The organism is Halomonas korlensis (genome assembly GCF_900116705.1).
Classification (GTDB): Bacteria; Pseudomonadota; Gammaproteobacteria; order Pseudomonadales; family Halomonadaceae; genus Halomonas; species Halomonas korlensis.
Window position 1 is genome coordinate 55,268 of sequence record NZ_FPBP01000011.1, and the last position, 26,792, is coordinate 82,059.

The 26,792-nt window shown below is 60.0% G+C and carries 30 protein-coding genes, 1 tRNA gene and 1 pseudogene; 24 read left to right on the top strand and 8 right to left on the bottom strand.

The features are described from left to right. Positions 1 to 1,066: 1,066 nt before the first annotated feature. The 4 genes from BM341_RS14370 to BM341_RS14385 form a co-directional block, all read right to left on the bottom strand. Positions 1,067 to 1,357: a hypothetical protein gene (locus tag BM341_RS14370; protein ID WP_089796760.1), complete on the bottom strand. Its 291-nt coding sequence runs from the start codon at positions 1,355 to 1,357 to the stop codon at positions 1,067 to 1,069. Positions 1,358 to 1,379: 22 nt separating this feature from the next. Further along, the gene (locus BM341_RS14375; RefSeq protein WP_089796761.1) at positions 1,380 to 1,673 is read right to left on the bottom strand and encodes a hypothetical protein; all 294 of its coding nucleotides are present in this window, start codon (positions 1,671 to 1,673) and stop codon (positions 1,380 to 1,382) included. Positions 1,674 to 1,680: 7 nt separating this feature from the next. Beyond that, positions 1,681 to 1,893, bottom strand: a complete 213-nt coding sequence (locus BM341_RS14380; protein WP_089796762.1) for a hypothetical protein — start codon at positions 1,891 to 1,893, stop codon at positions 1,681 to 1,683. Between the two features lie 1,005 nt (positions 1,894 to 2,898). Next, a complete protein-coding gene (locus BM341_RS14385; RefSeq protein ID WP_089796763.1) occupies positions 2,899 to 3,387 on the bottom strand; it encodes a helix-turn-helix domain-containing protein in 489 nt (162 codons plus the stop codon). Between the two features lie 492 nt (positions 3,388 to 3,879). Between BM341_RS14385 and BM341_RS19065 the strand changes: the two genes are divergently transcribed. The 10 genes from BM341_RS19065 to BM341_RS14435 all read left to right on the top strand — a co-directional run bounded on the left by BM341_RS19065 (position 3,880) and on the right by BM341_RS14435 (position 8,667). Then, positions 3,880 to 4,164, top strand: coding sequence for a hypothetical protein (locus tag BM341_RS19065; RefSeq protein WP_139233021.1), 285 nt, complete (start codon positions 3,880 to 3,882; stop codon positions 4,162 to 4,164). Beyond that, entirely contained in the window at positions 4,161 to 5,189 is a 1,029-nt protein-coding gene (locus BM341_RS14400) for a DnaT-like ssDNA-binding domain-containing protein (RefSeq protein ID WP_089796766.1), read from the top strand. The genes BM341_RS19065 and BM341_RS14400 overlap by 4 nt, the downstream gene beginning before the upstream one ends. Then, positions 5,173 to 5,793 (top strand): replication protein P, encoded by a 621-nt coding sequence (locus tag BM341_RS14405; protein WP_089796767.1) that lies wholly within the window; start codon positions 5,173 to 5,175, stop codon positions 5,791 to 5,793. The genes BM341_RS14400 and BM341_RS14405 overlap by 17 nt, the downstream gene beginning before the upstream one ends. A 1-nt stretch (position 5,794) precedes the next feature. Then, a complete protein-coding gene (locus BM341_RS14410; protein WP_089796768.1) occupies positions 5,795 to 6,106 on the top strand; it encodes a helix-turn-helix domain-containing protein in 312 nt (103 codons plus the stop codon). 184 nt (positions 6,107 to 6,290) lie between these two features. Continuing rightward, positions 6,291 to 6,482, top strand: coding sequence for a hypothetical protein (locus BM341_RS14415; protein ID WP_139233022.1), 192 nt, complete (start codon positions 6,291 to 6,293; stop codon positions 6,480 to 6,482). Then, positions 6,479 to 6,616 (top strand): hypothetical protein, encoded by a 138-nt coding sequence (locus BM341_RS19070; RefSeq protein ID WP_245784286.1) that lies wholly within the window; start codon positions 6,479 to 6,481, stop codon positions 6,614 to 6,616. The genes BM341_RS14415 and BM341_RS19070 overlap by 4 nt, the downstream gene beginning before the upstream one ends. A gap of 257 nt (positions 6,617 to 6,873) precedes the next feature. Then, on the top strand, positions 6,874 to 7,500 hold the full coding sequence (locus BM341_RS14420) for a hypothetical protein (RefSeq protein ID WP_139233023.1): 627 nt from the start codon (positions 6,874 to 6,876) through the stop codon (positions 7,498 to 7,500). Between the two features lie 159 nt (positions 7,501 to 7,659). After that, positions 7,660 to 8,199, top strand: a complete 540-nt coding sequence (locus BM341_RS14425; RefSeq protein WP_089796771.1) for a glycoside hydrolase family 24 protein — start codon at positions 7,660 to 7,662, stop codon at positions 8,197 to 8,199. Positions 8,200 to 8,209: 10 nt separating this feature from the next. Further along, complete coding sequence (locus BM341_RS14430; protein ID WP_089796772.1) at positions 8,210 to 8,464, top strand: hypothetical protein; 255 nt, start codon at positions 8,210 to 8,212, stop codon at positions 8,462 to 8,464. Beyond that, the gene (locus BM341_RS14435) at positions 8,464 to 8,667 is read left to right on the top strand and encodes a DUF7940 domain-containing protein (protein WP_089796773.1); all 204 of its coding nucleotides are present in this window, start codon (positions 8,464 to 8,466) and stop codon (positions 8,665 to 8,667) included. The genes BM341_RS14430 and BM341_RS14435 overlap by 1 nt, the downstream gene beginning before the upstream one ends. 38 nt (positions 8,668 to 8,705) lie before the next feature. On the opposite strand, the gene BM341_RS14440 is transcribed toward BM341_RS14435, so the two are convergent. Then, positions 8,706 to 9,005: a hypothetical protein gene (locus tag BM341_RS14440; protein ID WP_089796774.1), complete on the bottom strand. Its 300-nt coding sequence runs from the start codon at positions 9,003 to 9,005 to the stop codon at positions 8,706 to 8,708. Here BM341_RS14440 and BM341_RS14445 point away from each other — a divergent pair. The 3 genes and pseudogenes from BM341_RS14445 to BM341_RS14455 form a co-directional block, all read left to right on the top strand. Further along, entirely contained in the window at positions 8,992 to 9,264 is a 273-nt protein-coding gene (locus tag BM341_RS14445) for a hypothetical protein (protein ID WP_139233024.1), read from the top strand. The genes BM341_RS14440 and BM341_RS14445 overlap by 14 nt on opposite strands. A gap of 289 nt (positions 9,265 to 9,553) precedes the next feature. Then, complete coding sequence (locus BM341_RS14450; RefSeq protein WP_089796776.1) at positions 9,554 to 11,617, top strand: right-handed parallel beta-helix repeat-containing protein; 2,064 nt, start codon at positions 9,554 to 9,556, stop codon at positions 11,615 to 11,617. Positions 11,618 to 11,909: 292 nt separating this feature from the next. Beyond that, positions 11,910 to 12,173: pseudogene (locus BM341_RS14455) on the top strand (IS5/IS1182 family transposase); the annotation flags it as partial. Between the two features lie 230 nt (positions 12,174 to 12,403). Here BM341_RS14455 and BM341_RS14460 read toward each other — a convergent pair. The 3 genes from BM341_RS14460 to BM341_RS14470 form a co-directional block, all read right to left on the bottom strand. Then, the gene (locus BM341_RS14460) at positions 12,404 to 13,654 is read right to left on the bottom strand and encodes a tyrosine-type recombinase/integrase (RefSeq protein ID WP_089796777.1); all 1,251 of its coding nucleotides are present in this window, start codon (positions 13,652 to 13,654) and stop codon (positions 12,404 to 12,406) included. Positions 13,655 to 13,813: 159 nt separating this feature from the next. Continuing rightward, positions 13,814 to 13,887: transfer RNA gene (locus BM341_RS14465), tRNA-Gly, on the bottom strand. Positions 13,888 to 14,210: 323 nt separating this feature from the next. After that, positions 14,211 to 14,618 (bottom strand): CBS domain-containing protein, encoded by a 408-nt coding sequence (locus tag BM341_RS14470; RefSeq protein ID WP_089796778.1) that lies wholly within the window; start codon positions 14,616 to 14,618, stop codon positions 14,211 to 14,213. 235 nt (positions 14,619 to 14,853) lie between these two features. Between BM341_RS14470 and BM341_RS14475 the strand changes: the two genes are divergently transcribed. The 11 genes from BM341_RS14475 (at position 14,854) to BM341_RS14525 (ending at position 26,692) form a co-directional block, all read left to right on the top strand. Then, positions 14,854 to 15,384: a YqaE/Pmp3 family membrane protein gene (locus tag BM341_RS14475; RefSeq protein WP_089796779.1), complete on the top strand. Its 531-nt coding sequence runs from the start codon at positions 14,854 to 14,856 to the stop codon at positions 15,382 to 15,384. A gap of 496 nt (positions 15,385 to 15,880) precedes the next feature. Next, on the top strand, positions 15,881 to 16,969 hold the full coding sequence (locus tag BM341_RS14480) for an ABC transporter ATP-binding protein (protein ID WP_089796780.1): 1,089 nt from the start codon (positions 15,881 to 15,883) through the stop codon (positions 16,967 to 16,969). Between the two features lies 1 nt (position 16,970). Further along, positions 16,971 to 18,071: an ABC transporter ATP-binding protein gene (locus BM341_RS14485; RefSeq protein WP_089796781.1), complete on the top strand. Its 1,101-nt coding sequence runs from the start codon at positions 16,971 to 16,973 to the stop codon at positions 18,069 to 18,071. Beyond that, positions 18,064 to 18,945, top strand: coding sequence for a carbohydrate ABC transporter permease (locus BM341_RS14490; RefSeq protein ID WP_089796782.1), 882 nt, complete (start codon positions 18,064 to 18,066; stop codon positions 18,943 to 18,945). The genes BM341_RS14485 and BM341_RS14490 overlap by 8 nt, the downstream gene beginning before the upstream one ends. A gap of 1 nt (position 18,946) precedes the next feature. After that, entirely contained in the window at positions 18,947 to 19,840 is an 894-nt protein-coding gene (locus BM341_RS14495; protein WP_089796783.1) for a carbohydrate ABC transporter permease, read from the top strand. 13 nt (positions 19,841 to 19,853) lie between these two features. Further along, positions 19,854 to 20,126, top strand: a complete 273-nt coding sequence (locus tag BM341_RS14500; RefSeq protein WP_089796784.1) for a DUF2160 domain-containing protein — start codon at positions 19,854 to 19,856, stop codon at positions 20,124 to 20,126. 56 nt (positions 20,127 to 20,182) lie between these two features. Further along, positions 20,183 to 21,922 carry an ABC transporter substrate-binding protein gene (locus BM341_RS14505; protein ID WP_089796785.1) on the top strand — a complete coding sequence of 580 codons (1,740 nt, stop codon included), beginning with the start codon at positions 20,183 to 20,185 and terminating at the stop codon, positions 21,920 to 21,922. Positions 21,923 to 22,062: 140 nt separating this feature from the next. After that, a complete protein-coding gene (locus BM341_RS14510) occupies positions 22,063 to 23,742 on the top strand; it encodes a glycerol-3-phosphate dehydrogenase/oxidase (protein WP_089796786.1) in 1,680 nt (559 codons plus the stop codon). Between the two features lie 111 nt (positions 23,743 to 23,853). Next, positions 23,854 to 24,723, top strand: a complete 870-nt coding sequence (locus tag BM341_RS14515; RefSeq protein ID WP_089796787.1) for a DMT family transporter — start codon at positions 23,854 to 23,856, stop codon at positions 24,721 to 24,723. 63 nt (positions 24,724 to 24,786) lie between these two features. Next, entirely contained in the window at positions 24,787 to 25,686 is a 900-nt protein-coding gene (locus BM341_RS14520) for an NAD(+) kinase (RefSeq protein ID WP_089796788.1), read from the top strand. A 19-nt stretch (positions 25,687 to 25,705) separates the two neighbouring features. Beyond that, entirely contained in the window at positions 25,706 to 26,692 is a 987-nt protein-coding gene (locus BM341_RS14525; RefSeq protein ID WP_089796851.1) for a metallophosphoesterase, read from the top strand. Positions 26,693 to 26,792: the final 100 nt, after the last annotated feature.

Consider the following 26,792-nt stretch of genomic DNA (forward strand, 5'->3'; position numbering starts at 1 on the left):
GGTGTTAGGCGATGTCTTCATCCGCGTACCGATAATCGGACAGGTAGCCTGGAACTCGGAAGGGCTGTACATGGATCGGTGGGCGGATGCTAAGCATGACCCAGTGCTGTAACCCTAGACGGAGCCTCGGAGTTCGGTAGAAGCTCACCGCTCCGCTCGGTTCCTGATGCTCAAGCTTGGGGGATGGGTGTCCGTACGTGTCGTTCATTCCCCACAGCCGCTCGGCGAGGACGCCTCATCATGGGTATCGAAAAGTCGATCTCTTGACCAGCCATGGGTCCAGCTCCAGGGGCACCGTGGGTAATCGCGCTGCTCTATATACATCAATACCATCTCGGATATTCGCCACAAAATAGCCTGGGTGGTCGTATAGTTGGGAGACCATTGGCAGGATTCCCGTTTCGCTGTCGCTGTAGCGTTCACACGGAATCAGACACTCAAGCCCCCACCAAGTCGATGGATCACATGCAGTTCGAATCCATGTGTGTCTGCACTTCCCGCCACATGAGGAAATCGACAGGACCAACGCCTTGACGGTCATTCAGAGATGACTCCCCCAATCGCATGGTGGTCGATAAGATGAGGGTATCACTGGAGCGGAGATCAAGTGTAGCCACTTCTGTAGCCATTTCCTGTAGCACCTAAACCCATGAAAGGCGGGAAATCTTTTTAAGATCAAAAGGTTAAAAGGCTGCTTGAGCGGGTGAAGGAATCGAAGCGCCCCGTATTTCCTCGTTCTGAATCGGATAATCAGCTGACCCATACACGAGGCCATACATGCTGCTGCCGACTGGCCACCGCTCACCCTGTTTAACGATACGCCCAGCATATCTGATGGGCGTAACATCGGGTAGGGATCGCCGGGCAGGGCGGTCAGAGCGTCTTCGCTCTTTCCCACCAGGTCCGCATCCATTCGTCGACCTCATGTTCCAGCCAGTAGTTCGGCGCCTGGCGGGATGTGCCATCCTTCCTCGGCCGAGGAAAGGCCGGGCCGTTCTCCATCAGGTCGAAAAGTGTGGTGCGCTCACGCCCGATTTCTTGCACACATCCCGCGTGCGCAGGAACATCAAGAGTTGCTGTTCGTAGAGTTATCAAGGATTCCATGACGACTGCCTGCCGGTCGCAACCTCTGACAATTGACGGCGGCGATCTTTTTCCAGTCCGGATGGCCGGTGCGCACCTGGGGCGCGATGTCCCGGGCCGCCTCGGCTTGCCACAACACCACAGCGTGGCAGTAGTCCTCAAGGGCGGCTTGCTCTACCTGGCGGCCGGTGCCGGTGGCCCAGACCAGGCCCCAGCCCACGCCAGCCAGGGCGAGGATCTGCAACGCGGTGATGAGCGAGGTATGGGGGAACATGCGGTGTGGGCGTTAGTCAGGCTCACGACGATTGCCCCTCTGCCAGCAGGTCCTCGAGCTTGGCGATCATCTCGGGCAGGGCGTTGGCGGGCGCACTTTCTGAGGTGCCCCGCCTGTGGAGGTGCACTTGCTTGTCGTAGATAGCGCTGGTGACTGTCTTGTCAGCGGGGCAGACGCACACGCTGAAATCCCAGCAGCTCGGCGTGAGGCTGACATGGGCGTGGTACCGCCCGGCGAGGCTGACATCGATGGCGAGATCGGTAATCCGCGAGATCAGCAGACGATGGACGGTCGAGAGTTCGGTTAAGGTGGTCATTATTCTCTCACTGCAGCCGGATGAAGGTCGGGAACTTTTTGATCACACTTTCACGGGTTTCCATGGTGACCACGACACCCTGCTTGGCCGAGCGCACGGCAAGGACGATCTCGAACAAGTGACCGGAGTCGAGGGCGTCGCGAGCCTGATTGGCGACCTGCTGGGTCTTGAGCTCGTCGCCCATGCTGGAAAGAGCCTGCTCGATGGTGGTAATGGCCATGAGTTATGCTTCCTTGCAGAACTGTTCTTGGGTGCGGTGGACACGGAGCCGGGTCACGTTTCGCAGCCCGACCCTGGCGCAGGCGAGAACAATCTGGCGTCGCACGGCGCCTACCGAGCAATTTAGGATGACAGCAGTTTTTTCCACTGTGTGGCCTTTGGGCGCAGAGTTCGAGGATCTGCGTTTGGCGTTTTGTTAGCATCACGGAGGGCTCTTACGTATTTTATATAAAAATACGTATATATGCGTAAAATATCCAGTGATACGCATACCTATGCAGACAAAAAAAACCGGCGCTTGGGCCGGTTTTTTAGTGCGGGGGTGTGATTGCTGCTAAGAGTATTCGTTATTGCTCATGTAATTGGCGCCATCGTAATGGCTGGCCAAGACGCGTCGCACGCTCTCGGAAACATGGAGCACCTGGGCTGGCGCCGGCCGATTATCGGAGTACTCGTCTGCTGCGTTTTTCGTGGTCGCGCTGGGGGATTCCGGTGCGTGCTTCATTTTCATTCGCCCAACCTGAGAGACGGACTGTATTTTTATACAGTACAATGGAAAGATGTATTAGGCCACCCCTCAGGGGTATGGTTAGTCTACATAGTACTAAAGTGTGGTTACATGCCTAATGCTAATAACTGCATTTGCAACGCATAATTGTTGGGATGAGGTTGTAGTGCGCGCAAAAAACCCGCCTTGTGGGCGGGTCAGAATAGCGTCAAGCATGGGACGTAGGCTTCATAAAGAAGCATTACTGCATACAAGCGTTCCATTGGCTCCTTAACCAGGTGGGCTCTTCCTCTGCCCGGAACATCCATGCGGACATTGAAGGTGAGGCTATAGGGCTTATCAGGCGATCTGCCTTTTCCGCACAAAAGGCAGATATTCATCAACCTCTTCCTTGAATGCCAATCGAAGGCCAGCCGGTATCTGCCTCGGGTTGGCCGATCCGCTTCCAGAACCCGAATTCAGCGCTGACGCGCATGCCTGCAAAAGCGGCTTTGTTGTTCAGCGACCGTTCGAAGGTGGCTTGTCGTGACCCGACTGGCTTTCGGCTTCGAAAATCAAGGTTCCCAGGATAGTGGCCCGGGATTCCCCGGATCTCAGCATCGAGAGAGCAATGCTGCAGAGCGTCGTCGCCATGCCTGCATCAACGGGCCGATCGGACTTTTTTATTGCCAGCTCAACCAGCTCAACCATTGTCGCGCCATCTTGAGCGTCGTCTTTTGACACCCGAGGTTCGGGATCGTCTGTATAGCCAGCCAGGTATCCCATATTAACACCATACAGTGAGGCCAGCTTCGCGAGCGTGGTCATTGGGATCGGCGACCTCTCCGACTTCCAGTCAGAGACGTACTGAGGGGACAGCTCCGAATCATGGGAGATCAGCTTTGACGTCCCACGTTCCTTGTGATGGTCGTGGAATGCCTGGGCCGCTTTCTTGACCCTCTCCCACACCAGCGCCCGGGAAGGTTCTGGGGCTTGTTGCTCGGACATCAACGGTTAGCTCCGCGGCATTTTTCGTATCGTATTACAAACATTCCAGCATTTTAACGGCAATCGGCGTAATTGTAATTCATCTGATATATAAAATTCTTGCCTATATACGTTATTTACGTATTATTTACGTAGTAATCAAGTATGAGGCCGGAAGCATGTCAAACCCAGCACGAACCCCACCGCGGCTCGTCAACGAGCGTGACCGCTCACCTTCCCTTCGCCCAGTGACACTGCGTGACGTGCTCATCGACTGTGGAGGTCCTGCGCAGGTGGCAAAGCAGCTCGGCCTGGCAGTCACCACCGTTTATGACTGGTCTCGCAAAGGGCGCGTTCCGGATTCCGATCTGAAGCACGTTCAATCGGGTGGCACCACCTACAGCGATTCCATCTCGAGCCTGCAGCGAACCGGGGGGCTGGCGCCTAGCGCGATACGTCGCATGGGCCGACGCCTGTAGCCACCTCGCTATTTCCACGCCTGCTGGAGAGAACATGAACTACGCCGAAACTACGCCCTTATCGAAGTGCCGCGCGGCGCTGATCGAAGAGAGCCATCGACTCGAGCTCGAGATCAAGGCCGACGAGTGCGGTAACGATCACGCTGGCGCTCGTCGTCACCGGGCGCGATACCACATCGCGATGGCCGAACTTCACGCCCTCTCCGCCTACCTTCACCGCGGGATGCGCGGCGAGTTCGAGTGGGCGCGGCGTGATCACTTGCAACTGGCCCAGCAGTGCCGTGGCGAGCTGGCGCAGGTCGAGGGGCAGCGGGTATGACATGCATCACTGCCGCCATGCTGCCGTCGCTGCTGGGTCGCCCGGTGGCCTATCAGCCTATTTTCACCAAGCTGCCCGGGGTGACCGTGGCGGCGGCGATCTTCCTGAGCCAGGCGCTGTTCCTCTGCAACACGCCCACCGCTCGCCGACGGGATGGCTGGTTCTGGAAAGAGCAGCAGGGCGAGAGCGACAGCTGGGAAGCCGAAACCGGCATGAGTGCCAAGCAGCAGGTGACCGCTCGCCGTCAGCTGATCCGGATCGGGGTCCTCGAGGAGGTGCGCAAGGGTGTCCCCGCGAAGACCTGGTACTGGGTGAATACCGAGGCACTGGCCCACCGGTTGGCCGAGGCGCTGAGCGATGACGAGCCGCCAGAACATCCCGCAAACCCTGATGATTCCCACAATCTCCCATCGAGAGAAACTGAAAACGCCCAAGCGGAGAATCAACAATCCCCCAACGGGAGTGCACAGAACTGCCCGAACGGAGATTTCTTACAGAGACTACTACAGAGAGTACCCCCTCTCTCTGGCGCGAGCGAGCCGAACGTGTTCGAGCGTGCCGCTCAGCAGACTGACGACGGCCCCCCACCGCCGAGCCAGCCCCGCCGTCACCCGATGACCCTGGACTGGCAGCCCGACCCCGAGCAACTGGCCATGGCCTGTCAGCGTGCCGGCCTGCCTGACGATCTGACGGCCGCCCCCCACCAGCTGGCCAAGTTCACCGCCCACCACGCCGATCACCCGGCGCGCCAGCACAGCGCCACGGCGTGGACGGCCAAGCTTGTCGACTGGCTGCGCAACGATCTGCGCGCCGCCTCACCCGCTACCGGAGGAATCCCCCATGCGCAACGCCAACCAGCTGCTGGCGGATACGACCGCAACCTTGAGCGCGACCGCATCGCCGAACAGCTCGCCAACCCGCACGACCAAAGCTGGGCCGACGGCATGTGGCCCGACGACGACGCTGAGCCCGGAGCGCAAGGAGGAAATCACGGCGCTGGTCAGCCAGGTGTTCACCCGGCTTGAGGCGATCTTCCCGAGGACGTTCTCGAGTGCGTTCCCGAGTGCGGACCTGCTCAAACTGAGCCGCCGCGAGCTGGCGCAGGAACTGGCCCGCTGGCCGACGCTGCCGACCCGGCAGGTGCTGGAACGCGGAATGAGCGAACTCAAGCGCGGGGGCAGTACCTGGCCGCCGACGATCCCGGCCCTGGTCGCGCTGCTGGCGCCGCAGCCGGCGGACTTCGGCATGACGGCCACCGCTGAGGCCTGGGCCGAGGTGAGCGCTCACGCCCATCATCCCGCCGACCATCGCTGGAGTCACGAGGCGGTGCGCCTGGCCGGCAGTGCCGTGGGCTGGTGGGAGATTGCTCGCGTGGTGCCAAGCCGGGTCGATCGCCTCGAGCGCCGCTTCGCCAAGCACTACGGCGCCCTGGTCAACCGGGTGATGGCGGGGGAGGACCTGACACCGCGCCAGCTGCTCGAGAGCGACCGCCAGCGCAGCGTGGCGGAACTGGCCGCGCGGGCAGGGCGTGAGCAAGCACAACAGCAGGCGGAGGCCGCGGGCCTGCCGCATTCGATGAGTGGTGCCCAGGGCCTACGGTCCATGCGTGCCGCACTGGGGAGGACCTGACATGACCGTCACCGCCGTAATGCAACCAACCAGCAACGAGGTCAAGCGTGAAGGATTTGACGAGGTGCGCCGCTCCGGCCGAGCCAGCGCGCAACAGCAGCGAGTCCTTGATGTCCTGCGCCAGCTTGGGCCAGCCACGCGCCAGCAGCTCGCCGACTATTCCGGACTCTCGCTGCAAACGATTTGCCCGCGTTGCCATGAGCTGCTCGCCCTAGGGCTGATCGATGTAGTGGGCACGGTGGGCAAGCCCGCCAAGCAGGTGTTGGCCCTTGGCAGGAGCAAGAAAGATGAGCCGGAGGTAGCAAAGCAATGAGCACCGCACCGCTGACACGTCCCTCGAGCCGGCTGTGCCCGGGTTGTGGCGTATGCCGCCCGCACGGGCATTTCTCGGAGTCGGTACAGCTTGACCACGACCCGCGCCGCCCGCGGCGCATTGATCACAAGCAGTGTCGGGGCTGTCGCGCCGGCAGCCGCGCCGCACCTGGGAGGGCATTTCGATGAGTGATTGGCTTTACGAGGCAGGTATGCGGCGATTCCAGCGTGCAACGCAACTCTACCGATACGCTTTTGAACTCGAACAGGACAATTACTGGTTCGATGCCAAGTTCGTCCAAGGCGTAGCGCATATCAGTTACGCCATCGGCAAACATCTCGGCTGGCTGGCGAACTTAATAGGAGGTGGTCGATGACTGAAGCCAATCATCCGTTGGAAGACCAGGCCTACGACCAACCGGAGACCCTGGGCAACGTCCATTACATCGACACCGGGGGATTCCACACCGGCCGGCTGACACTGATCGAAGCGCGAGAGGTAGTGGCATGAGCTGGGGCATCCACCCCTCGGCCGGCAAACCACGTCGCAAGCGCTCGCGGAACAAGGGATGGCACCACGTACGCTCGGCCGATGGTTTGAGAAGGCAGGAGCAGGCGGCGCTGATCCGCTGCCGGGAGAGGCGAAGCGGCTTTTGCAGTAATACACAGGCCGGCCGGAGAGCATGGCCTCGGTGGATACGGTCGGTTAAAAATTTCGCGAGGTGCCGCCAGGCACGCAACGAATAGAACGAGGAGAGCGCAATGGGCATGCCAGCACTAGCAATGAAGACACCCCGGGCTGAAAGAGGGGCGAGCGTGGACTATCAGCGGTTGAGCTTGCGTAAGCATGGGCAGCTGGCGCAGACCAGCCATCCTGAGTACACCGACGAGGCGGCGCGTTCCTTTGTTGCGCGGCTGCTGGATATGGAGGTCGAGCGACGCACGCTCTATGGGGACGAGCACCTGCAGGGTTACCACAACATCAGCTCCACGGCGCGCATCGGCGAGCCGGCGGGTGGCACAGCCAAGGCGAGGGAACCACTGGCCGACCTTTACCACCGCGGCATCGCGAACCACCAGGCGCACCAAGTGGTGCGGCGCATTATCGAAGCTTCCGGCCTGACCTTCCGCCAGCGGGTGGCGGTACTGATCCAGACCGCCAAGGGCGATCGCCGCTGCAATGGCCCCCGCGGCATGAGCTACGAGCAGATCGTGGCTAATCCCCGGCCTTGGGTGCAATACCTGGGGTGGCCGCCTGGCGCGGCGGCGGGGATGTTCGATAACGCCCAGGCGCTGAAGGATGCAGCCAAGTCGGCGCGCCTTAAATTACGAAAGTCAGTGAGCGATGAATCAACATCTTGTGTTTTCTCTACGGCTGAGCTACCATATGTATAGATTGACGATTTAGACGCCAAACGCAGTTCACTACAACGCCCTGCCGGTCGCCCGGTGGGGCGTTTGCGTTTGCCCCTGCCAAGGACGGCCATCCCCTTTTCGAACGTGGGCCACCTTGTGCCTTGCTCCGCCCGCGGGGCCTTTCCCTAGGATGATGCTATGCCTGCCTATCCTCCTGCCCATTGGTATGCGGAGGCTGAGTTACTGCCGTTTGAGCCTCCGGCGCCCGTCGATACGCGCGTGGGCAACGTGTCGGCATTCTTGCACATGCTGGCGCATGCCGAAGGCACGACTGGCTTTGGTTCGCAGGATGGTTACAACGTGATCGTCGGCGGCGGTGTCTTCCACGGCTATGACGATCACCCGCGCCAAAGCATCCATCTGCCGCGCTATGGGATCTCGTCCACGGCCGCCGGGCGGTACCAGTTTCTCATCAGCACCTGGGACGATCTGGTTCGCCGCTTCGGCTATCGCGACTTCTCCCCGGCCAATCAGGATGCTGGCGCTATCCAGCTGATCCGTCAGTGCCGTGCCCTTCGCTTGGTGAAAGACGACCAGCTAAAAGAGGCCATTGATGCTTGCAGCGCGATCTGGGCGAGCTTGCCCGGTGCCGGTTACGGCCAGCGAGAAGTGGCGATCGACGAGTTGGAGAGCGTTTACCGCCAGGCTGGCGGGCGTGCTGAGGATCACAGAGGCTAGTGAGGACCCCATGGATAAGATGCCCGATGTCTGGGATATGATTTTTACTCAGACCCCGAGCGTCCTGCGATGGGCGCTCGGGGTCTTGATAATGGGAATCTTTACGCTCGCGAGTTTTCTCTTTCGCCGGCACCAAGACGATATAAAAGCCATTCGTGAGCGCCTCGATAAGCTGGAAATGCGAATACAGGCGCAGAACGTCGAGACGAATCGGTTGCTGTTCCAGATCGCCCGCAACACAAATCGAGCGGAGGAGGAGTCGTAATGCAGTTAATTCCTAAATCTCGTAATGCGATGAAGCTATGGAGCATCCGTTTGGCGATTGCATCGGCTGCACTGGGCGCCGTCGAGGCGATCCTGCCGGTGTGGCAGGGGATGGTTCCCGAAGGCGTGTTCGCGTCGATCGCTTCGGCGACGGCCGTGGCCGCGGCGGTGGCGCGTGTTATCAAACAAGAAGGGCTGTCGTAATGGCGTTACTGCAAACTGGAAGGACTGCCCTAATGGCGTTATTGCGATTGGTACCGGTCTGGGTATGGGCCGGCCTGTTGGCCGCCATCCTCGCTGGCCTGGGCTGGCTGCAATGGGAGCGGGTCACCGCCCAGCGCGATGCGGCCCAGGCCGAACTGATAAGCACCCGGGGAGAGGTCGCCGCCCTGGAGAGCGCGCTGGAGTGGCGCCGTAAGAACGCCCGCCAGCTGGTGGGCGCTCTCGAGCAGCGCGAGCAGGACCTGGCCAGCGCTCAAACCGAAATTCACGGGCATCTTCAGGCCCTTGACAATATGGGAGACGACGATGCCGCGTTTCATGATTGGGCTGCTGAGCCTGTGCCTACTGCTGTTGATGACTGGCTGCGCCGCCTCCGAGATACGAACGGTACCGATCATGGTGACGCCGACGGTGCCGCATCACCTGACGGCGCCGCTGGAGCCCCCGGGGGTGAGCATGATCAATCACCGCGACCTGCTGGCGCTGATCGCTGATTACGAAAAATTGAGACGCCGCGCCAACGCCGATCGGGCGGCCGTGGAGGTGATCCTCGCTAGCGATGCGGGCACCGACGAATGACACCCCCGGATCATCCAGCGCTTCTGTTACATGCTGGTATCTGTGTGGGTCAGCGCCAGAAGGTGTTCTGGCTGCTTGCGACGACACATTTCCTATAAGTAATTCACCGAGTGGGGCTGGCGAATTGTGAACGAGACAGACAGTTAGCCGCTCACTCAAAAGCTTGGCCTTAAGCGCCAAGATCACACTTGCCCGCCTTCGTGCGGGCTTTTTTATGACCGTTCGCTGGGCGCCGTGGTGATAGAGCGCCTTCGATTCAAAGCGAACACACTGAGTAGAGGACTTCGTAATGACGACAGGAATCAACAGGTTTGACGGCAAAGGTGATTTCACCACGTCAATGACCCGTGTGGTGGGTAGCGTGGACACAAGTGTTATCGCACAGTCCGGCACGCCGGGGGGTAGCGTGCTGCGCTACGACTGTACTGGTGGCTCGACTGTCAATCTCTACGCCCTGGCCGACCCCGTCGCGAGCAAGGCGTACGACCTCGTCGCGCTGATCTATCGCCCCAGAGACAGCGATCACATCGCTGCGCTGGCATTCAGTGATAAAAGCGGCAATGCCATCATCGGCGGCCTGCGCAACAACCCGGTCGATGCGACCCTGCGTGCCTGGAACGGCGACCTGAAAACTGAGGTCAATTTCGCCCATGGCACCAGCCAGCCAGGCTGGACTTGGGTGGCGATGCGCCGTAAGGGTGACACCGTCGAGTTGCAGATGTGGGCGGCTGACATGAAAGCCCCCGATTTCGGTGCCAAGAAACGTGCCGATGCCAAGGCGAAGACCATCACCTGGAAGAGTTCCTCGCCCGTGGTGCCGGGTCTTGCCTTCGTTCTGACAGCATCTCCTGAGCGCACAATGGACATCGCCTACCTGGCGTACGGCAGTGATGGCGATGCCGCCCCGCTGCCGGGTGGCGTGGTCGGCGAGGAGCCCAAGCCCGAGCCGAAACCCGAGCCGAAACCTGAGCCGAAACCCGAGCCGAAACCTGAGCCGAAACCTGAGCCAGAGCCCGAGCCGAAGCCGGAACCAGAGCCCGAGCCGAAACCTGAGCCGAAACCTGAGCCGAAACCTGAGCCAGTGCCGAAGCCCGAAGAGCCCACCGATCCGGCCAGGGGTCCTGAAGGCCCCATGGGTCCTGAAGGTCCGATGGGTCCTGCCGGCCCGCGTGGCCCCAAGGGCGAATCAGGCGGTGGCGGTGGCAGTGGCAGTGGCACCGGCCCGGTGATCAACGTCGTCGGCCGCCAGGTCAGCAACAAGCAGATGGACATCAAGGCGACCGATGATGCGTCTGTCGGCCGTGATCGCCTGCAACAGTTCATTGACAACTGCGCTAGCGACAACGTCACCGGCTTCATCGACGAGGAATACTGGGCCATCGACAATACGGTCTACCTACACTCCGGTCAGCGGCTCGTCGGGCGTGGCATGCACGACACCACCATCGATTGCCCGACCGACCAATGGGACGACGACAAGTTCTATGCGATGCGCCTGACGGCCAGTCGCAACGGCGAGATCGGGCAGGGCTGCTATCTGGCTGACTTCGGCCTCGTCGGGGCAGACAAAACACGCGCCGATGACGGTCCCCTGGTGCGCTTGGATGGTCTGATCGATGCCGTGGTCGAGCGCATGCGCTTCGAAGATCCGAGCTCCTATGGCCTGTTCGTCTCCGGGTATGGCATTGGTGACTACGTCAACGAGATCGACTCGGATTTCTGGAATTCGTCGTTCCGGGTCGCGGTGCGGGACTGCCTGGCGCTGCGCGGACAGATTGGCTTTGGCACCGAGGGTGGCGCCCAGCACATCCTGATGTCGCACAACACCGCCATCGGCAATACCGGCGGCGGGCTAGGTGGCCTGCATGGCTTTCGCTCGGCCTCCGGGTACGGCGTGCGCTACATCGGCAACGAGATCCGTGGCTATCGGAACGGCTTCCTGCTCGACCGTCACCGCCAGATGGAGCTGATGGGCAACAACATGCAGCAGGTCCGCAACGGAATCTGCCTGGGCAGCTTCTACGAGCGTGACCAGGAGATATCGACCTCGACCCGCATCATGCACAACTACTTCAATTGCAACCTGGACGATGGCGGCAAGCCGCGGGCGATCAACGATGCGTATATCAGCAATCGTCAGGTCAACGGTGTGACTATTGGCGGGAACCAGATCGAGAAGGGAACCATCCTTCTCCGCAACTCCAAGCGGGTCAATGTGTACGGCAACACCTCAGTGAGCGGGGATGATGTGATCAGCATCGACTCCGACGTGTCTGGCGTAATTCACGGTAACCTGATGGATGTCAGCGGCTCGTCGAGCAATGTACGTTCCACCAACAACGGAGCAATCTGAAAGGTAATTTTAGTTGCTAGCCCAAGCACCACACCACTCAGCCGCCCTCGAGGCGGCTTTTTTGTGCCTGGCGCTGCTGCGGCCAAAAATTTTGACCTGGCCAGCGTCAGCTTGGATGGCCCTATACCCCTATGACTCGCGCCTTGAATGCCTCCCCTTCTCGAGCTAATGGCGAAGTATGGCCCATTCGTATTCCCGCAATTGTTCCAATCCTTATCGCTAGAAAACAAGTGAAGCTCCGCTGCGTCATACACTATTGCGTTACAAGGAAATTAAATGAGTACAATCAACAGTTGCCGCCAAGCGCGGCGCCAACAAGGAGATGGGCGACAGCTCGATGAAAACGCTGCTGCTGGCAATCGAGAAGGCCAAGGCCAGCATCTGTGCCAAGGTCGAGCACCCGTTTCATATCATCAAGAACCTCATCGGCTACCGGAAGGGGCGCTACAAGGGACTGGCCAAGCACCAGGCGCAGCTATTCACCCTATTCGCCCTCGGCAACCTGGTATGGGCCACACGATGTCAAGAGCGTTTTGATGGAACCAATATGCCTTGAACCCGGCCGGGTCGCTGAATAACTCGACAGCCACGAAAAACAGACCCACCTGAAGGGACCAGATAATGACCGCTGAGGCGGTGAGGGGGCCAATTTGGCGCTTGCATCGCACAGGACCGAATTGTTATGCGGTTCCCTAATGGGGTTAGGGTACTCCATTGGTTAAAAGTAACAGGATGATAGGGCCGGCTTATTAGTGTTGATTCATGAGCCTTCATGAATGGCAAATCTTACAGCGTGGGGGCGGCGGTTTCGTTCGATACGCCGGGTACTGGTGAAGAATCCCCATCGGTGGTACCCCCGGCAAGCGCATCGAGGTAGTCGCTGTACCACTGCATCATCCTCCGACGATTCTCCAGGTAAGCGGCCTGGTTGTAGATCCCTTCCATTCCCTTGGGCGTGTGAGCGAGCTGCGCCTCGGTCCATTGAGCGGGCCAGCCGTGCTCGCTGAGCAGTGTCTTTGCCGTGTGCCGCGATCCATGCCCCGTCATTCGCCCCCGGTAGCCGATCCGCGAAAAGGCAGTGTTGATAGCCATGTCGGAGATGACCGGCGACTTGGCGCCTTCACCCGGGAATAGATAGCGCGAGCGACCTGTCATGGGTCGCAATGCCTTCAGATTCTCAAGCACCTGGCGTGGTAATGGCACCACGTGGTCACGGCGCATCTTCATTTTCTGCCCGGGCACTCGCCACACATCTCCCTCAATCTCATCCCATTCAGCCCAACGAACCATGCCCGGCCTCGAGGCGGTGCGCACCACCATCCATGCCGCCGTGCGCACGATCATCTTGCTCGGCGAGTCGGCCAGGGCCCGCAGGAATTCCGGCAGATCCTTTTCCACCAGGTGAGGGTAGCGCTGTTCCTTCGGTGGATGGGCGGCGATGTCGGTCAGGTTGCTCGCCGGATTGTTCTCGGTGTGCCCCATGGCGATGGCGCGCCCGAAAATCTGGTTTAGCCAGGTACGCGACTTCTCTGCCGTATTATAGGCCCCGCGCTCCTCGATTGCCGCCTGTAGCTTTGCGCAGTCGCCGCGGGTGATCTTGTCGATCGGCTTGGATCCCAGAGCGGGTAGGGCGTCGTTGTCTCGCCAGTAGCGGATCCCCTTGAGCGTCTTCTCGGCGCGACCCTTGTCGACCTTATCCTGATACCACGCCTCGATGACCTCCTTGAACGGGTGCACCTGGGCGCCGCGCCGGAACTCGACAGGGTCTATGCCATCGGCCACCAGCTCGGCGATTCGCTGCGCTTCCTGGCGAGCTCGCTTCGCTGTGGTGTCCGGATACCCACCGATTCCCATCCACGCCCAGCGATCTGTGGCCGGTTTTTTGTAACGTACCTCCCAGCGCTTACGCCCCGTGGTCGACACCACTAAGTACAGCCGATCCACGCCGTAGCTCTCCCGATACTCTTTGGCTTCGGGTTCAAGGGTTTGCAGAACGGTGTCGGCCAGCGGGCGGCGTTTGATAGCGGTGCGTTTCATGTTGGCCGTGTATGGTTGGATTTACCCCATACACTATCCCATACACGCTGCCTTGCGCTATGCCCGATAATGACCGGGCAAGATTGGACAACAGATGCAGGTAGTTAGCGGCTTTCAGAGGGATCGTGCGGGATATCCGTGGGTGTTCGTACAGCCCATTGGAGCGGGTGAAGGGAATCGAACCCTCGTCTTAAGCTTGGGAAGCTTCTGCTCTGCCATTGAGCTACACCCGCAAGGCTTTTTGATAGTAATTCCAAGGCGTTGGCCTTTGCAAGGCGTGTCGCGTTTTCCCTTTCGGTGGATCGATGCTGCTGTGTCGGCGGCCCCATACGAAACAGTCTGGCAGCTTCGAAGAAAAATTCAGCCGCAGCGAGAACTTTTGCGTCAAGCGCTGTCAGACCTAGTACAGGCCAACAGTGCGATAGCAGTCGCTAATACTGTTGACTTGGCTAGCTTATTCGATCCTTGCTTGCCGCCTCTTCACGAGGCGGCTTTCTTTTGGGCAAGTGGCGAACTTTTAGGCTAGTGGTAGGAGTTTTTTAGATAGCAGGCCAGCTCAGCTGTAGCGCATGCGCAGCACGGCACTCAGTACATCGCGGCGGGTGACGATACCGACCAGACGGTCCTGTTCGACGACCGGATAGACCTTGGGCTTTGCGCCGCGCATCTCCTGAGCCAGATCGCTGATGCTCTTGTTGGGCGAGACCGACAATACCTCATTGCGCATCAGCTCACGGACCAGCGGTGGCTCCTCATTCAGGTAAGAGCTTTCCAGGACCTTGCCCAGCACGTCCTGCTCGGAAATGAAGCCGATAAGATGATCGCGCTCATCGACGACGGGAACGCCCGGCAAGCGATGCAGCGCCAGGCCTTGGGCCAGAGTCGAGATCGAGGTCTTGCCGGTCACTCGATAGCAGTCACGCGACATGATCTCGCGAACGGTGGTAGGGGCCTTGTTGAGCATCGCATTTCTCCTCAGCTGCATAGATGCCGGTATCCGGGTGCCTGACCCGGCCTCGAGTACAGCATAGCCGACACGTCTGAGGCATGATGACAGGGACATCGATAACCGCCAACGTTTCACTTTCGGATTGTCCGGAGGCCAAGGAACCCCCGTCAGGCATAGATTTCCAATATGCCACACTGAGTCATTGCCAATGCCGCCATTGGCGATGAGATACGCTTGAAGGAGATGTCACATGGATGCTCGAGAATACATGACTCGCAAGGGGATCGACGCTGGGCGCGAACCGGAGCGTCCCAACACATTGGAGGAGAAAGCTTGGGCCCGGGCGCGCGAGGCAGGAGGAAAACCGCCCCATGCCGGGACCCCGCATGATTGGGAAGATTGGGAAAAACACCATGAGGCTCTGGCCGATGCCGCCGACCAGCTCGATCAGAAGATCGATCATGAGGCGCATCGTCGAGCGGTCGAGCACTCCGACCAGAGCGCTGTGCAATCTTTTACACCTGCTGCCGGCGATGCTGTGCGGGTCGACCGTGATGAGCAGACGCCCAAAGCCCACGAGGCTGCGTCACCTGTCGCCAGCACACCTGGCGCGCCACGTTTCGCCCTGTTCATGCTAGCCATCTTGATGCCGCCTCTGGCAGTGGGGCTCTCTGGCGGGGGAGGTATGCGCATTGCTGTTAATGGGCTGCTTACGATTCTGGGATGGTTGCCTGGGGTGGGGCATGCGTTCTGGTGGCTCTTCAAGGGTCAGCGTGGCTGAGGGTTTTCCTGACAACCCATGTCATGATCGGTTGCGAAAATGCAGCGAGCCTGCGTTTTTGACTTTTGTGACCTATCTTCCTGAATTTTCTTTGCCTTCCTACCTTTCCTGCCTTGAATTCTTCTCCTGTCGGCTCGTTGTATAGACCATCGTATAAGGCATTACGGTCGCTCTGCCCATTGCCCGGCAATCTCGGCTAGGCTAGTCTCGTTATCGAAAGTGAACATTTATGGTTATTCATGGTTGAAAAGGAACATTCTGGCGTGCAGCTCCTTCCACCGCTCATGAATGCCGACCCTTCATAACGACAATACGGGTACCGAACATGCTGCTCTTCTCAACACCTACCGCTAGTGGTGTCGTCAAGTGTCTCACCGAGACCGCCGTTCATTGCCGTGACAGTTGACTGACTCGCATTCATGGCAGGCGGGCCTGACTCTATAAAGCCCGGCAGCCTTCGCTAACGCAGCAGAACAACGATGACAACGAGGACACAATGTCCCTGATCCTTGAAAACATCGATCATGTGGTCAACGGTGCCACGCACATTGAAGGCGTCAACCTTGAACTCGCACCGGGTTCGTTCAATGTCCTGCTGGGGCGAACCCTGGCCGGAAAGACGACGCTGATGCGCCTGATGGCGGGGCTGGAGGCACCAACCCGCGGGCGCATCCTGATGGATGGCGAGGATGTTACCAACGTCTCGGTCCGTCGTCGCAATGTGTCAATGGTCTATCAACAGTTCATCAATTACCCGGCATTGAACGTCTACGAGAACATCGCGTCTCCGCTGAGGCTGGCCAAGATCAGCGTCGGGGAAATTGATCGACGTGTTCGCGAAACGGCCGAAATGTTGCATATCGAACATTTTCTAGATCGCTTTCCCCTCGAGCTATCCGGTGGCCAGCAGCAGCGTACCGCCATGGGGCGGGCATTGGTGAAGGATGCCGACGTCATCCTCTTCGATGAACCGCTGGTCAACCTTGACTACAAGCTACGCGAGGAGTTGCGCGAGGAGTTGAACGCACTGTTCAGTCAGCGCAACTGTATTGCCGTCTATGCCACCACCGAGCCCGGGGAAGCCCTGGCGCTCGGCGGGAACACCGCTGTCTTGCATGAGGGGCGGCTGCTGCAGTACGGGCGTACGGAAGACGTCTATCACCGACCGCGCGATATCCAGACGGCCGAGATGTTTTCCGAACCACCTATCAATATCGTCCGAGGCAATATCGCAGGGTCAGAGGTGAGCTTCGACAATCGCATCCGCTTCCCGATCAACGACGACCTGCGCTCATTGGCGCCGGGGGACTACCGTTTCGGGGTTCGTGCCTCGCATATCACCCTGGAGCGCCAGGCGGCCGATGACATCGAGGTCGAGATGACGGTCGACGTTGCCGAAATCAGCGGCTCGGAGACATTTCTGCACGTCCATAACGAGCTCTTCCATATGACGGTGCTGCTCGAGGGTGTTCACGAATTCGACCCCGATGATCCGGTATCGCTCTACTTCCCGACGCACAAGGTCTATGCCTTCGACAGGCAAGGGGCGGTCGTTCACATCCCCACTCATCTGGGAGGTATGTGACATGGCGGAAATCACGCTCAAGACCCTGGCGCATTCTTACCTGAAGAACCCGACCTCTGCCGAGGACTATGCCATCCGAGAGATGGACCACGTATGGGAGCAGGGCGGCGCCTATGCCTTGCTGGGCCCTTCCGGTTGCGGAAAATCGACCCTGTTGAACATCATCTCCGGCTTGCTGCAGCCCTCCAGTGGCGAGGTGCTCTTCGACGGCCAACGCGTCAACGATCTGCCACCCGAGCAGCGCAATATCGCGCAGGTTTTTCAGTTTCCGGTGGTCTACGACACCATGACGGTGTTCGACAATCTTGCCTTTCCGCTGAGAAACGTGGGGATCGACGAAGAGAAGATTCGCCAGAAGGTGCTCGAAGTCGCCGAGGTTCTTGAACTGACCCCTCAGCTCAAGCGCAAGGCCAAGAACCTGACGGCCGATGAGAAGCAGAAAGTGTCCATGGGCCGCGGGCTGGTTCGCGAGAATGTCTCGGCAATTCTGTTCGATGAGCCGCTGACCGTCATCGATCCCCAGTTGAAATGGAAACTGCGTCGTAAGCTCAAGGAAATTCACCGGCGCTTCAATATCACCATGGTCTACGTGACTCATGACCAGTTGGAAGCTTCGACGTTCGCCGACAGGATCGCGGTGATGTACGAAGGGCAGGTGGTGCAGTTCGGTACTCCACGCCAGTTGTTCGAGGAGCCGGCGCATACCTTCGTCGGTTATTTCATCGGTAGCCCGGGAATGAACTTCCTCGATGTCCGGGCGCGTAACGGCCAGTTGTTCAGTGGCAATGATGTGGTGCCGGTCGGGCAGCATATCTGCAACATCATCGCCAATATGCATTCCGACAATATCAAGCTGGGCATCCGCCCCGACTTCATCGAAGTGCATGACACGCCAATAGACGGTGGCATGGAGGTGGAGGTAACCGGCGCCCAGGATCTGGGAACTTACTCAGTTTTGTCGCTGCGCTTTGGTGACGTGTTGCTCAAAGCCCGTATCGATGAGGATCAAGCGACACCTAAAGGGAAGGCGTTTATCCGTTTTCCACAAGAGCGCATCGGGATGTATGTCGATGAGTACCGTGTGGAGATAAACCATGAATAAAGTCTATGACAACAAGGCATGGTTACTGATATTGCCCATGCTGGCGCTTGTCGCCTTCTCGGCGATCATTCCGTTGATGACAGTCGTGAATTATTCGGTTCAGGACGTGTTCGACTCCAATACCCGTTTCTTCACGGGGACCGAATGGTTTACGCAGATGCTCAACGATCCCACGCTTCAGGCCGCCCTGTTGCGCCAGTTCGCATTCTCCTTGACGGTGCTGGCGATCGAGGTGCCGCTGGGTATCGGAATCGCATTGATCATGCCCAAGAAAGGCTGGCAGGCCTCGGCCGTGTTGATACTGGTGACCTTGCCGCTGCTGATTCCCTGGAACGTGGTTGGCAGTATCTGGCAGTTATTTACCCGCGGTGATATCGGCCTGATGGGCTGGGGCCTGCGTGAGCTGGGGTACGACTACAACATCACGCGCAGTGCCGTGGATGCCTGGGGCACCATCATCCTGATGGACGTCTGGCACTGGACGCCGTTGATCGCTCTGCTTTGCTACAGCGGACTGCGCTCGATTCCCGAGGCCTATTATCAGGCGGCGCGTATCGACCGGGCTTCCAAATGGTCGGTATTTCGCTACATCCAGCTGCCGAAGCTGACCAATGTGCTGGTGATCGGTGTGCTGCTGCGCTTCATGCACTCCTTCATGATTTATGCCGAACCCTTCGTCTTGACCGGCGGTGGGCCGGGTAGCTCGACGACGTTTCTCAGTCAGTCGCTGACCACCATGGCAATCGGCCAGCAGGACCTCGGCCCCTCGGCGGCATTTTCACTGATTTACTTCCTGATCATCCTGCTGGTCAGCTGGGTCTTCTACACCGCGATCATGAACATGCAGAAAGAAAAACAAGAGGAGGGAGTCTGACATGACGGATTCCATGCCCCATACCCCCTCGGCGGTTCGCCAGCGCGCAGCAGCAGCGGATGCCAGTCGCAGAAGGAAATCACGTTCGGTCTCGCGCCGGTGGCGTCCCAAGATGCTGATGGGCCTGTATCTGGTGTTCGTGCTGCTGCCCATCTACTGGCTTCTTAACATGTCGTTTCAGTCAAATACCGAGATCCTGGGCGGGCTGACCCTGTGGCCGAAGAATTTCACCTTCGAGCACTACGGCAAGATATTCGCCACCTCCACCTGGTACATGGGTTATCTGAACTCGATCGCCTATGTCGTGATGAACATGTTCATCAGCATTCTGGTGGCGCTGCCGGCGGCCTACGCTTTCAGCCGGTTCAGGTTCATCGGTGACAAGCATCTGTTCTTCTGGCTGTTGACCAACCTCATGGCACCGCCCGCGGTCTTTCTGCTGCCGTACTTTCAGCTCTATTACACGGTAGGGCTCTTCGATACGCACATTGCCGTAGCGCTGGCGCATTGCCTGTTCAACATCCCGTTGGCGATCTGGATTCTCGAAGGATTCATGAGCGGTGTGCCCAAGGAAATCGACGAGACGGCCTTCATCGACGGTTACAGCTTTCCGAAATTCTTCGTCAAGATCTTCATTCCCATGATCAGCTCAGGGATAGGCGTCACGCTGTTTTTCCTGTTCATGTTCTCGTGGGTCGAGCTGTTGCTGGCCAGCACCTTGACCTCGACGGGAGCCCAGCCGATTGCCTCGGTAATGACCAGCACCTCCACGGCCTCGGGGATCGATTGGGGCACGCTGGCCGCCGCCGGCGTGCTGACGATCCTGCCGGGCATCCTGGTGGTTTATTTCGTCCGCAACCACATCGCCAAGGGCTTCGCCCTGGGCCGCACCTGAGGGAGGAAGCGTCATGGAATGGATGGTCTGGACAGTACCCACGACGATCTTCTTCTCTGCCATCGCGGCAATGCTCGCTGGCATGACGATGTGGGAAGTGGTGTCGCCAACGGTCGAGCGCAAGGGCTTCTTGCCGATTTCGACCACGCGGGGGGATCGGCTGTTTATCGGCCTGTTGTCAGCGGCATACATCCATCTCGCGGTGGTGGGCTTCACGCCGCTGAGTATTTGGTTGGCACTGGGCGCATCGGTGCTCTGGTTATTGATACTGATGCGCTGGGGCTGATGCAAAGCCATGGAGTCAATTGCTCACGGACGAGCTACACACACGAAGAGGTCATTATGAAACCGACAAGAATGCGACTCTCTCTGCTGGCTGCCAGCGTGATGATGGCAAGCGGCTCGCTGCACGCCGATAACCACGATACCAGTGCCATCATCGAACGTTTGATCGATGAGCACTTCCAGGATTCGACGCTGACTCGCGACGAGCAGATTGCCGAGCTCGAGTGGTTCGCGCAGGCAGCCGAGCCATTCCGCGATATGGAAATCAACGTCGTCTCCGAAGGCCTGACCACGCATGTCTACGAGCGTGACGTGCTGGCCGAGGCCTTCAGCGAGCTGACGGGTATCGACATCACGCACAACATCATCGGCGAAGGTGATGTGGTCAATAACATGCAGACCCAGATGCAGTCGGGCCGCAACATCTACGATGGTTATGTCAACGATTCGGATGCCATCGGCACCCATATTCGTTACGGCACCACCATCAACCTCTCCGAGGCAATGGAAAACGAGTGGGCCGACTACACGCTGCCGACCCTGGACCTCGACGACTTCATCGGCATCCAGTACACCACCGGCCCGGATGGCAACATCTACCAGTTGCCGACCCAGCAGTTCGCCAACCTCTACTGGTTCCGCCATGACTGGTTCCAGCGCGAGGATCTCCAGGAGCAGTTCCGCGAGATCTACGGCTACGACCTGGGCGTGCCGACCAACTGGACGGCCTACGAGGACATCGCCGAGTTCTTTACCGAGCATGTCGGTGAGATCGACGGCGAGACGGTCTACGGCCATATGGATTATGGCCGCCGCGATCCGTCGCTGGGCTGGCGTTTCCACGACTCCTGGCTCTCCATGGCCGGCATGGGCAGCCCCGGCGTGCCCTTCGGCAACCCGGTGGATGACTGGGGCATTCGCGTCAACGAGGATAGTGAGCCCGTCGGTGCCAGCGTGAGTCGCGGTGGCGCCACCAACTCACCGGCCTCGGTGTTCGCCGTAACCAAAATGGTCGACTGGCTGCGCGATTATGCGCCGCCCGAAGCCCAGGGCATGACCTTCGGTGAAGCCGGACCGGTCCCGGCGCAGGGCCAGATCGCCCAGCAGATCTTCTGGTACACCGCCTTCACCGCCGACATGACCTCGCCCGACGTGGCGGTTACCGACGAGGACGGCAATCCCAAGTGGCGGATGGCGCCCTCACCGACCGGTCCTTACTGGGAAGAGGGCATGAAGGTCGGCTATCAGGACGTGGGCTCCTGGACCTTCTTCGACTCCACCCCCGAGGATCGCCGCACTGCCGCCTGGCTGTATGCGCAGTTCACCACCGCCAAGACGGTCTCCCTGGAGAAACTGATGGCCGGGCTCACGCCGATTCGTGAGTCCGATGTCTTCTCCGAGCAGATGACCGAAATGGCACCCAAGCTGGGTGGTCTGGTGGAGTTCTACCGCAGCCCCAACGAGTCAATGTGGACGCCGTCGAGCACCAACGTGCCGGACTATCCGCGCATGGCACCGTTGTGGTGGCAGAACCTGGCCCCGGCGGTCAGCGGCGATATCACGCCGAAGGAGGCGCTGGATAATCTCGCCGCGGATCTCGACAGCATCATGGCGCGCCTGGCGCGGGCGCGGGTGTTCGAGACCTACTCGCCGGTGCTCAATGAAGAACGCGACCCGGAATACTGGCTCTCGCAGGAGGGTTCGCCCAAGGCCAAGCTCGACAACGAGATGCCGGAAGGCAAGACCGTGCCTTACGACCAGATGATGGAAGACTGGATGGCCGCCGGATCACGCTGATGCTCGAGGGATGGGCCAGCCGGCCCATCCCGGTTTCCCTCGCGGGAGACCCAGACAGTGACATGACCGGTTGCCCGAACGGGACCATGGCCCCGCTCGGCGCACGCTGAGCGGGGTTCTTGTTTGAAGAAGGGCCTCATATGCAACTTCGCCAGAATAATATTCGTCAGCTCGCCGAGCGAGAATTCGATGTGCTGATCGTCGGGGGCGGGATCAATGGCGCATCGGCGGCGGCAGCGCTCAGCGGCAAGGGCGTCAAGGTCGCGCTGATCGATCGTGGCGATTTCGCCGGCAGTACCAGCATGCATTCCTCGAATCTGGTCTGGGGTGGCATCAAGTACATGGAAAGCCGCGATTTCGCCCTGGTCCGCAAGCTGTGCAAGAGCCGAAATCACCTGATCAAGAGCTATCCCTCGACGGTTCAGGAAATCCGCTTCTTGACCACCATCACCCGCGGGTTTCGCTATCACCCGCTGTATCTCTGGGCCGGCGCCTGGCTGTACTGGTTCATCGGCAACGCCTTTACCCGAATACCGCAGTTCCTCTCACCCAAGCGGATCAAGGAAGAAGAAGCCATCATCAATATCGATGGCGCCGTGGGCGGCTTCGAGTATTCCGATGCCTATCTACACGACAACGACGCGCGCTTCGTCTTCAACTTCGTGCGCAGTTCCCTGGATTTCGGCGCAGTGGCGGCCAATTACGTGGAATCGCTGGGCGCGCAACGCGAGCAGGACCGCTGGGTCACCAAGGTACGAGACCGCATAAGTGGCGAGACTTTCGCGATACGCTCGCGCGTCATGGTCAATGCCGCCGGCCCCTGGGTCGACCAGCACAACAGTCTTTCCGGGCAGAAGACCGATTACCAGCACGTCTTTTCCAAGGGCATCCATCTGATCGTGCCGCGCTTGACCGAGAGTGGTCGCGTATTGGCCTTCTTTGCCGATGACGGGCGATTGTTCTTCGTCATCCCCATGGGGCCGAGGACCTGCGTGGGCACGACCGACACCCGGGTCGAGAAGCCCGAAGTCGGCGTGACCGACGACGATGTGGCCTTCGTCCTCGACAACATCAACAAGCGCCTGAACCTCGTCAAGCCGCTCCAGACGAGCGACATCATCGCTACTCGTTGCGGCGTTCGCCCCTTGGCGGTCAAGGCCAGCTCGGGCGGCGATCGTGATTTCCTGCAGTTGTCGCGCAAGCATGCGGTCGACATCGATGCCGAGAGCCGTCACCTGAGCATCTTCGGCGGCAAGCTGACCGATTGTCTCAATGTCGGGGAGGAGATCGTCGAGGAAGTGAGCAAGCTCGGGGTGGACGTCCCCTTCCCGGACTTCCGCTGGTACGGCGAGCCCGACAGGGCCGTCAGGGAGGCCTTCATGCAACAGGCCAGACTGATGGATCTGGATGCCATGACCTCGGCCGAGGCGTCCGAGCCACTCAGCGACCGCCTATGGCGCCGCTACGGCGCCCAGGCCATGGAGATGCTCGAGGATATCCGCCAGGACCCTCGGCAGGGCGAGGTGCTGATCGCCGGCACGGAGTACCTGCGCTGCGAGCTTAGCCATGCCCGGCGCCGGGAAATGATCACGCGTCTCGAGGACTTCCTGCGTCGTCGCTCCAAGATCTCGCTGGTGGTGCCGGAAGATACCATTCGCCATTCGCCGGGCCTTGTCGAAGCTTGCGAGATCCTCTTCGGTGACATGGCGCGCGAGCGGCTCGACGAGTACCTGGCCGAGGAGCCCGACCCGCTACTGCAAACCCTGAGCCCCGAAGCCGAAAGCGATAACCCGGCCCGCTCGGAAAAGCTTCACTGGTAACGGCCGGCGCACTGCCCGAGGCACGGTTGAATTGCTCAAGAGCTAGCGTCTTGCATGAACCAAGCGGAGCGATATACTGCCGGTCAACTTTGAAAAATATTGGAGTTTACTGTGGGTTATCTTGTCGGTGTCACGGCACTGTGGGCCTTTTCCTTTTCGCTGATCGGGGTCTATCTGGCCGGGCAGGTCGACAGCTATTTCGCGGTACTCACCCGGGTCGTACTGGCGACGCTGGTGTTTCTGCCTTTCCTGCGGCCGTCGCTGCTCACGGGGCGACTGCGGCTCGCCTTGATGGGGCTGGGCGCCGTGCAGCTGGGGGTGATGTACATCTTCTTCTATCAATCCTTCCTGCTGCTGTCGGTACCGGAGGTGCTGCTGTTCACCATCTTCACGCCAATCTATGTCACCTTGATCGATGACGCCCTGTTCGGCCGCTTTACGCCCTTCCATCTGGTCACTGCGGCGCTGGCGGTCATCGGGGCGGCGGTGATCCGCTATCAAGGAGTCAGCGATACGTTCTGGCTCGGTTTTCTGGTCGTACAAGGCGCCAATATCTGCTTCGCGCTGGGGCAGGTAGGATATCGGCGGCTCTCCTCTGCATTGCCGGCTTCGCTGCCTCGGCACAACATCTTCGCCTGGTTCTACCTCGGCGCGCTCGGGGTAGCGCTGCCGGCGTTCGCCGTGCTGGGAAGTGGCGAGGCGCTGCCCACGACCGGCATGCAATGGGCCGTGTTGGCCTGGCTGGGGCTCGTGGCCTCGGGGCTGGGTTACTTCCTGTGGAACCTTGGGGCCACCCGCGTGGATGCCGGCACGCTGGCGATCATGAACAACGCGCTGATTCCTGCTGGCCTGCTGGTCAATCTGGTGATCTGGAATCGCGATGCGGATCTGCCACGGCTGGCGCTGGGTGGGGCGATCATCGTGGTATCGCTGTTGGTCAACGACTGGTGGCAGCGCCGACGCACCGCACAACCGGCCTGAGCCGGTTTGCCCGCCCGCCGGGCAAACGCCATAATGAGCGGTCGCGACGCGAGAGATCAGCGCATGGATGTCCCCCATAACAACCCCAGGTTCAGGAATATCGGCCTGATCGGCCGCCTGGGCAGTGCCAAGGTTGTCGAGACCCTGAAGCGTCTCATCCGCTTTCTCGATGAGCGTGACTACCACGTCATCATCGAGGACAGGACCGCCACGGTACTGCTCGATCACGGTCATCCCGAGGCCAGCCGGCGGGTGCTTGGTGAGCTGTGCGATCTGGTGATCGTGGTCGGTGGCGACGGCAGCCTGCTCGGCGCCGCGCGTACGCTCTGCCATAGCGGCACTCTGGTGCTGGGCGTGAATCGCGGACGCCTGGGCTTTCTCACCGACATCTCACCCGATGAGCTCGAAGTGCGCGTCGGCGAGGTGCTGGACGGGCACTATGAACTGGAGGAGCGCTTCCTGCTCGATGCCGAGCTCTTCCGCGACGGCGAGTCGGTCGGCGATGGCGATGCGCTCAACGAGGTGGTCGTGCATCCGGGCAAGGCCGTGCGGATGATCGAGTTCGAGCTGTTCATCGATAGCCAGTTCGTCTATAGCCAGCGCAGCGATGGCCTGATCATCGCCACGCCGACCGGCTCAACGGCCTACGCACTGTCCGGTGGGGGACCGATCATGCACCCCAAGCTTGAGGTCATCACGCTGGTGCCGATGTTCCCCCACACGCTCTCGAGCCGGCCCATCGCCATCGATGCCGCCAGTGAGATTCGCCTGCATATCGGTGAAACCAACCAGACCTACCCCCACATCAGCTGCGACGGTCAGACGCGTGCGGTCGCCAAACCCGACGACGTACTGGTGATCCGCCGCAAGCCGCAGCGCGTTCAGCTGGTGCATCCGCTGGGGCACAACTTCTACGAGGTCCTGCGCAGCAAGCTGGGCTGGAGCAACCGCCTGGGGGACTGACGTGACAGCAACCGCGAAGATCGAAGGCTACGACCTGATCGGCGACGTGCACGGCTGCGGCGCCACCCTGGCGGCGCTGCTCGAGAAGCTGGGCTATCACCAGCGTGGCGGGGTCTATCGGCATCCTCGTCGGCGGGTGATCTTCCTCGGCGACTTGATCGACCGCGGCCCCCGGATTCGGCTCGCGGTCAGCATTGCGCGGCGGATGGTGGAGGAGGGTGAGGCCGAGATCGTCATGGGCAACCACGAAGTCAATGCCCTGGCCTACTGTCACCGTGGTCCAGCCAGCCATGGCCATGACTGGCTGCGCGAACACAGCCCGCGACACAATCGCATCATCAACGAGACACTTGAGCAGTTTCGTGATCATCCCCAGGAATGGGAAGAGGCCCTGGACTGGTTCCTGACCATCCCGCTCTGCCTGGAGCGCGATGGCTTGCGCGTCGTGCATGCCTGCTGGGACCAGCCGCTGATTGACGACCTGCGGCGCGACCATCCCGATGGCCGCATCGACAAGGCCTTTCTGGTCGAGTCGGTCACGCCGGGCACTCGTGCCTACCGCATTCTCGACCGTCTGACACGCGGCATGCATATCCCGCTGCCCGAGGGCGTGCAGATTCACTCCGGCGATGGCTTCACCCGGCGCAGCTTTCGTACCCACTTCTGGGCCCGCCAGCCGAAAACCTGGGGCGACGTCGTCTTCCAGCCCGACAACCTGCCCGGCGATCTGGAACAGCGCGAGTTGACGCACGAGGAATCCGCCAGGCTCAGCTATTATGGTCCCGAACAACCGCCCCTGTTCATTGGTCATTATTGGTGTGAGGGCGTGCCGGCCCTGCCGACGTCTAACATTGCCTGTCTGGACTACAGTGCCGTCAAGTTCGGCCGTCTGGTGGCCTACCGCTGGAGCGGCGAGCGTCGACTCGATGCGGATCACCTGGTCTGGATCAGTGTGCCGAGAGAGGAGGAGGCGAGACCACAGCCATGGGAGATCGATTTCGATTGATACAAAACGTTACGCAAATAATGTTACTTGCGACTGAACTCCTGCCCGCCGACGCCATCAGAGTAGGTGTTCCCTTGAATGATTCCTTGCTCTTATCCGG

What these genes read in the sequence shown, in the direction of transcription:
- BM341_RS14370 (WP_089796760.1), bottom strand. Translation starts at nt 1,357, where the DNA reads ATGTTCCCCCATACCTCGCTCATCACCGCGTTGCAGATCCTCGCCCTG.
- BM341_RS14375 (WP_089796761.1), bottom strand. Translation starts at nt 1,673, where the DNA reads ATGACCACCTTAACCGAACTCTCGACCGTCCATCGTCTGCTGATCTCG.
- BM341_RS14380 (WP_089796762.1), bottom strand. Translation starts at nt 1,893, where the DNA reads ATGGCCATTACCACCATCGAGCAGGCTCTTTCCAGCATGGGCGACGAG.
- BM341_RS14385 (WP_089796763.1), bottom strand. Translation starts at nt 3,387, where the DNA reads ATGTCCGAGCAACAAGCCCCAGAACCTTCCCGGGCGCTGGTGTGGGAG.
- BM341_RS19065 (WP_139233021.1), top strand. Translation starts at nt 3,880, where the DNA reads ATGAACTACGCCGAAACTACGCCCTTATCGAAGTGCCGCGCGGCGCTG.
- BM341_RS14400 (WP_089796766.1), top strand. Translation starts at nt 4,161, where the DNA reads ATGACATGCATCACTGCCGCCATGCTGCCGTCGCTGCTGGGTCGCCCG.
- BM341_RS14410 (WP_089796768.1), top strand. Translation starts at nt 5,795, where the DNA reads ATGACCGTCACCGCCGTAATGCAACCAACCAGCAACGAGGTCAAGCGT.
- BM341_RS14415 (WP_139233022.1), top strand. Translation starts at nt 6,291, where the DNA reads ATGAGTGATTGGCTTTACGAGGCAGGTATGCGGCGATTCCAGCGTGCA.
- BM341_RS19070 (WP_245784286.1), top strand. Translation starts at nt 6,479, where the DNA reads ATGACTGAAGCCAATCATCCGTTGGAAGACCAGGCCTACGACCAACCG.
- BM341_RS14420 (WP_139233023.1), top strand. Translation starts at nt 6,874, where the DNA reads ATGCCAGCACTAGCAATGAAGACACCCCGGGCTGAAAGAGGGGCGAGC.
- BM341_RS14425 (WP_089796771.1), top strand. Translation starts at nt 7,660, where the DNA reads ATGCCTGCCTATCCTCCTGCCCATTGGTATGCGGAGGCTGAGTTACTG.
- BM341_RS14430 (WP_089796772.1), top strand. Translation starts at nt 8,210, where the DNA reads ATGGATAAGATGCCCGATGTCTGGGATATGATTTTTACTCAGACCCCG.
- BM341_RS14435 (WP_089796773.1), top strand. Translation starts at nt 8,464, where the DNA reads ATGCAGTTAATTCCTAAATCTCGTAATGCGATGAAGCTATGGAGCATC.
- BM341_RS14445 (WP_139233024.1), top strand. Translation starts at nt 8,992, where the DNA reads ATGCCGCGTTTCATGATTGGGCTGCTGAGCCTGTGCCTACTGCTGTTG.
- BM341_RS14440 (WP_089796774.1), bottom strand. Translation starts at nt 9,005, where the DNA reads ATGAAACGCGGCATCGTCGTCTCCCATATTGTCAAGGGCCTGAAGATG.
- BM341_RS14450 (WP_089796776.1), top strand. Translation starts at nt 9,554, where the DNA reads ATGACGACAGGAATCAACAGGTTTGACGGCAAAGGTGATTTCACCACG.
- BM341_RS14460 (WP_089796777.1), bottom strand. Translation starts at nt 13,654, where the DNA reads ATGAAACGCACCGCTATCAAACGCCGCCCGCTGGCCGACACCGTTCTG.
- BM341_RS14470 (WP_089796778.1), bottom strand. Translation starts at nt 14,618, where the DNA reads ATGCTCAACAAGGCCCCTACCACCGTTCGCGAGATCATGTCGCGTGAC.
- BM341_RS14475 (WP_089796779.1), top strand. Translation starts at nt 14,854, where the DNA reads ATGGATGCTCGAGAATACATGACTCGCAAGGGGATCGACGCTGGGCGC.
- BM341_RS14480 (WP_089796780.1), top strand. Translation starts at nt 15,881, where the DNA reads ATGTCCCTGATCCTTGAAAACATCGATCATGTGGTCAACGGTGCCACG.
- BM341_RS14485 (WP_089796781.1), top strand. Translation starts at nt 16,971, where the DNA reads ATGGCGGAAATCACGCTCAAGACCCTGGCGCATTCTTACCTGAAGAAC.
- BM341_RS14490 (WP_089796782.1), top strand. Translation starts at nt 18,064, where the DNA reads ATGAATAAAGTCTATGACAACAAGGCATGGTTACTGATATTGCCCATG.
- BM341_RS14495 (WP_089796783.1), top strand. Translation starts at nt 18,947, where the DNA reads ATGACGGATTCCATGCCCCATACCCCCTCGGCGGTTCGCCAGCGCGCA.
- BM341_RS14500 (WP_089796784.1), top strand. Translation starts at nt 19,854, where the DNA reads ATGGAATGGATGGTCTGGACAGTACCCACGACGATCTTCTTCTCTGCC.
- BM341_RS14505 (WP_089796785.1), top strand. Translation starts at nt 20,183, where the DNA reads ATGAAACCGACAAGAATGCGACTCTCTCTGCTGGCTGCCAGCGTGATG.
- BM341_RS14510 (WP_089796786.1), top strand. Translation starts at nt 22,063, where the DNA reads ATGCAACTTCGCCAGAATAATATTCGTCAGCTCGCCGAGCGAGAATTC.
- BM341_RS14520 (WP_089796788.1), top strand. Translation starts at nt 24,787, where the DNA reads ATGGATGTCCCCCATAACAACCCCAGGTTCAGGAATATCGGCCTGATC.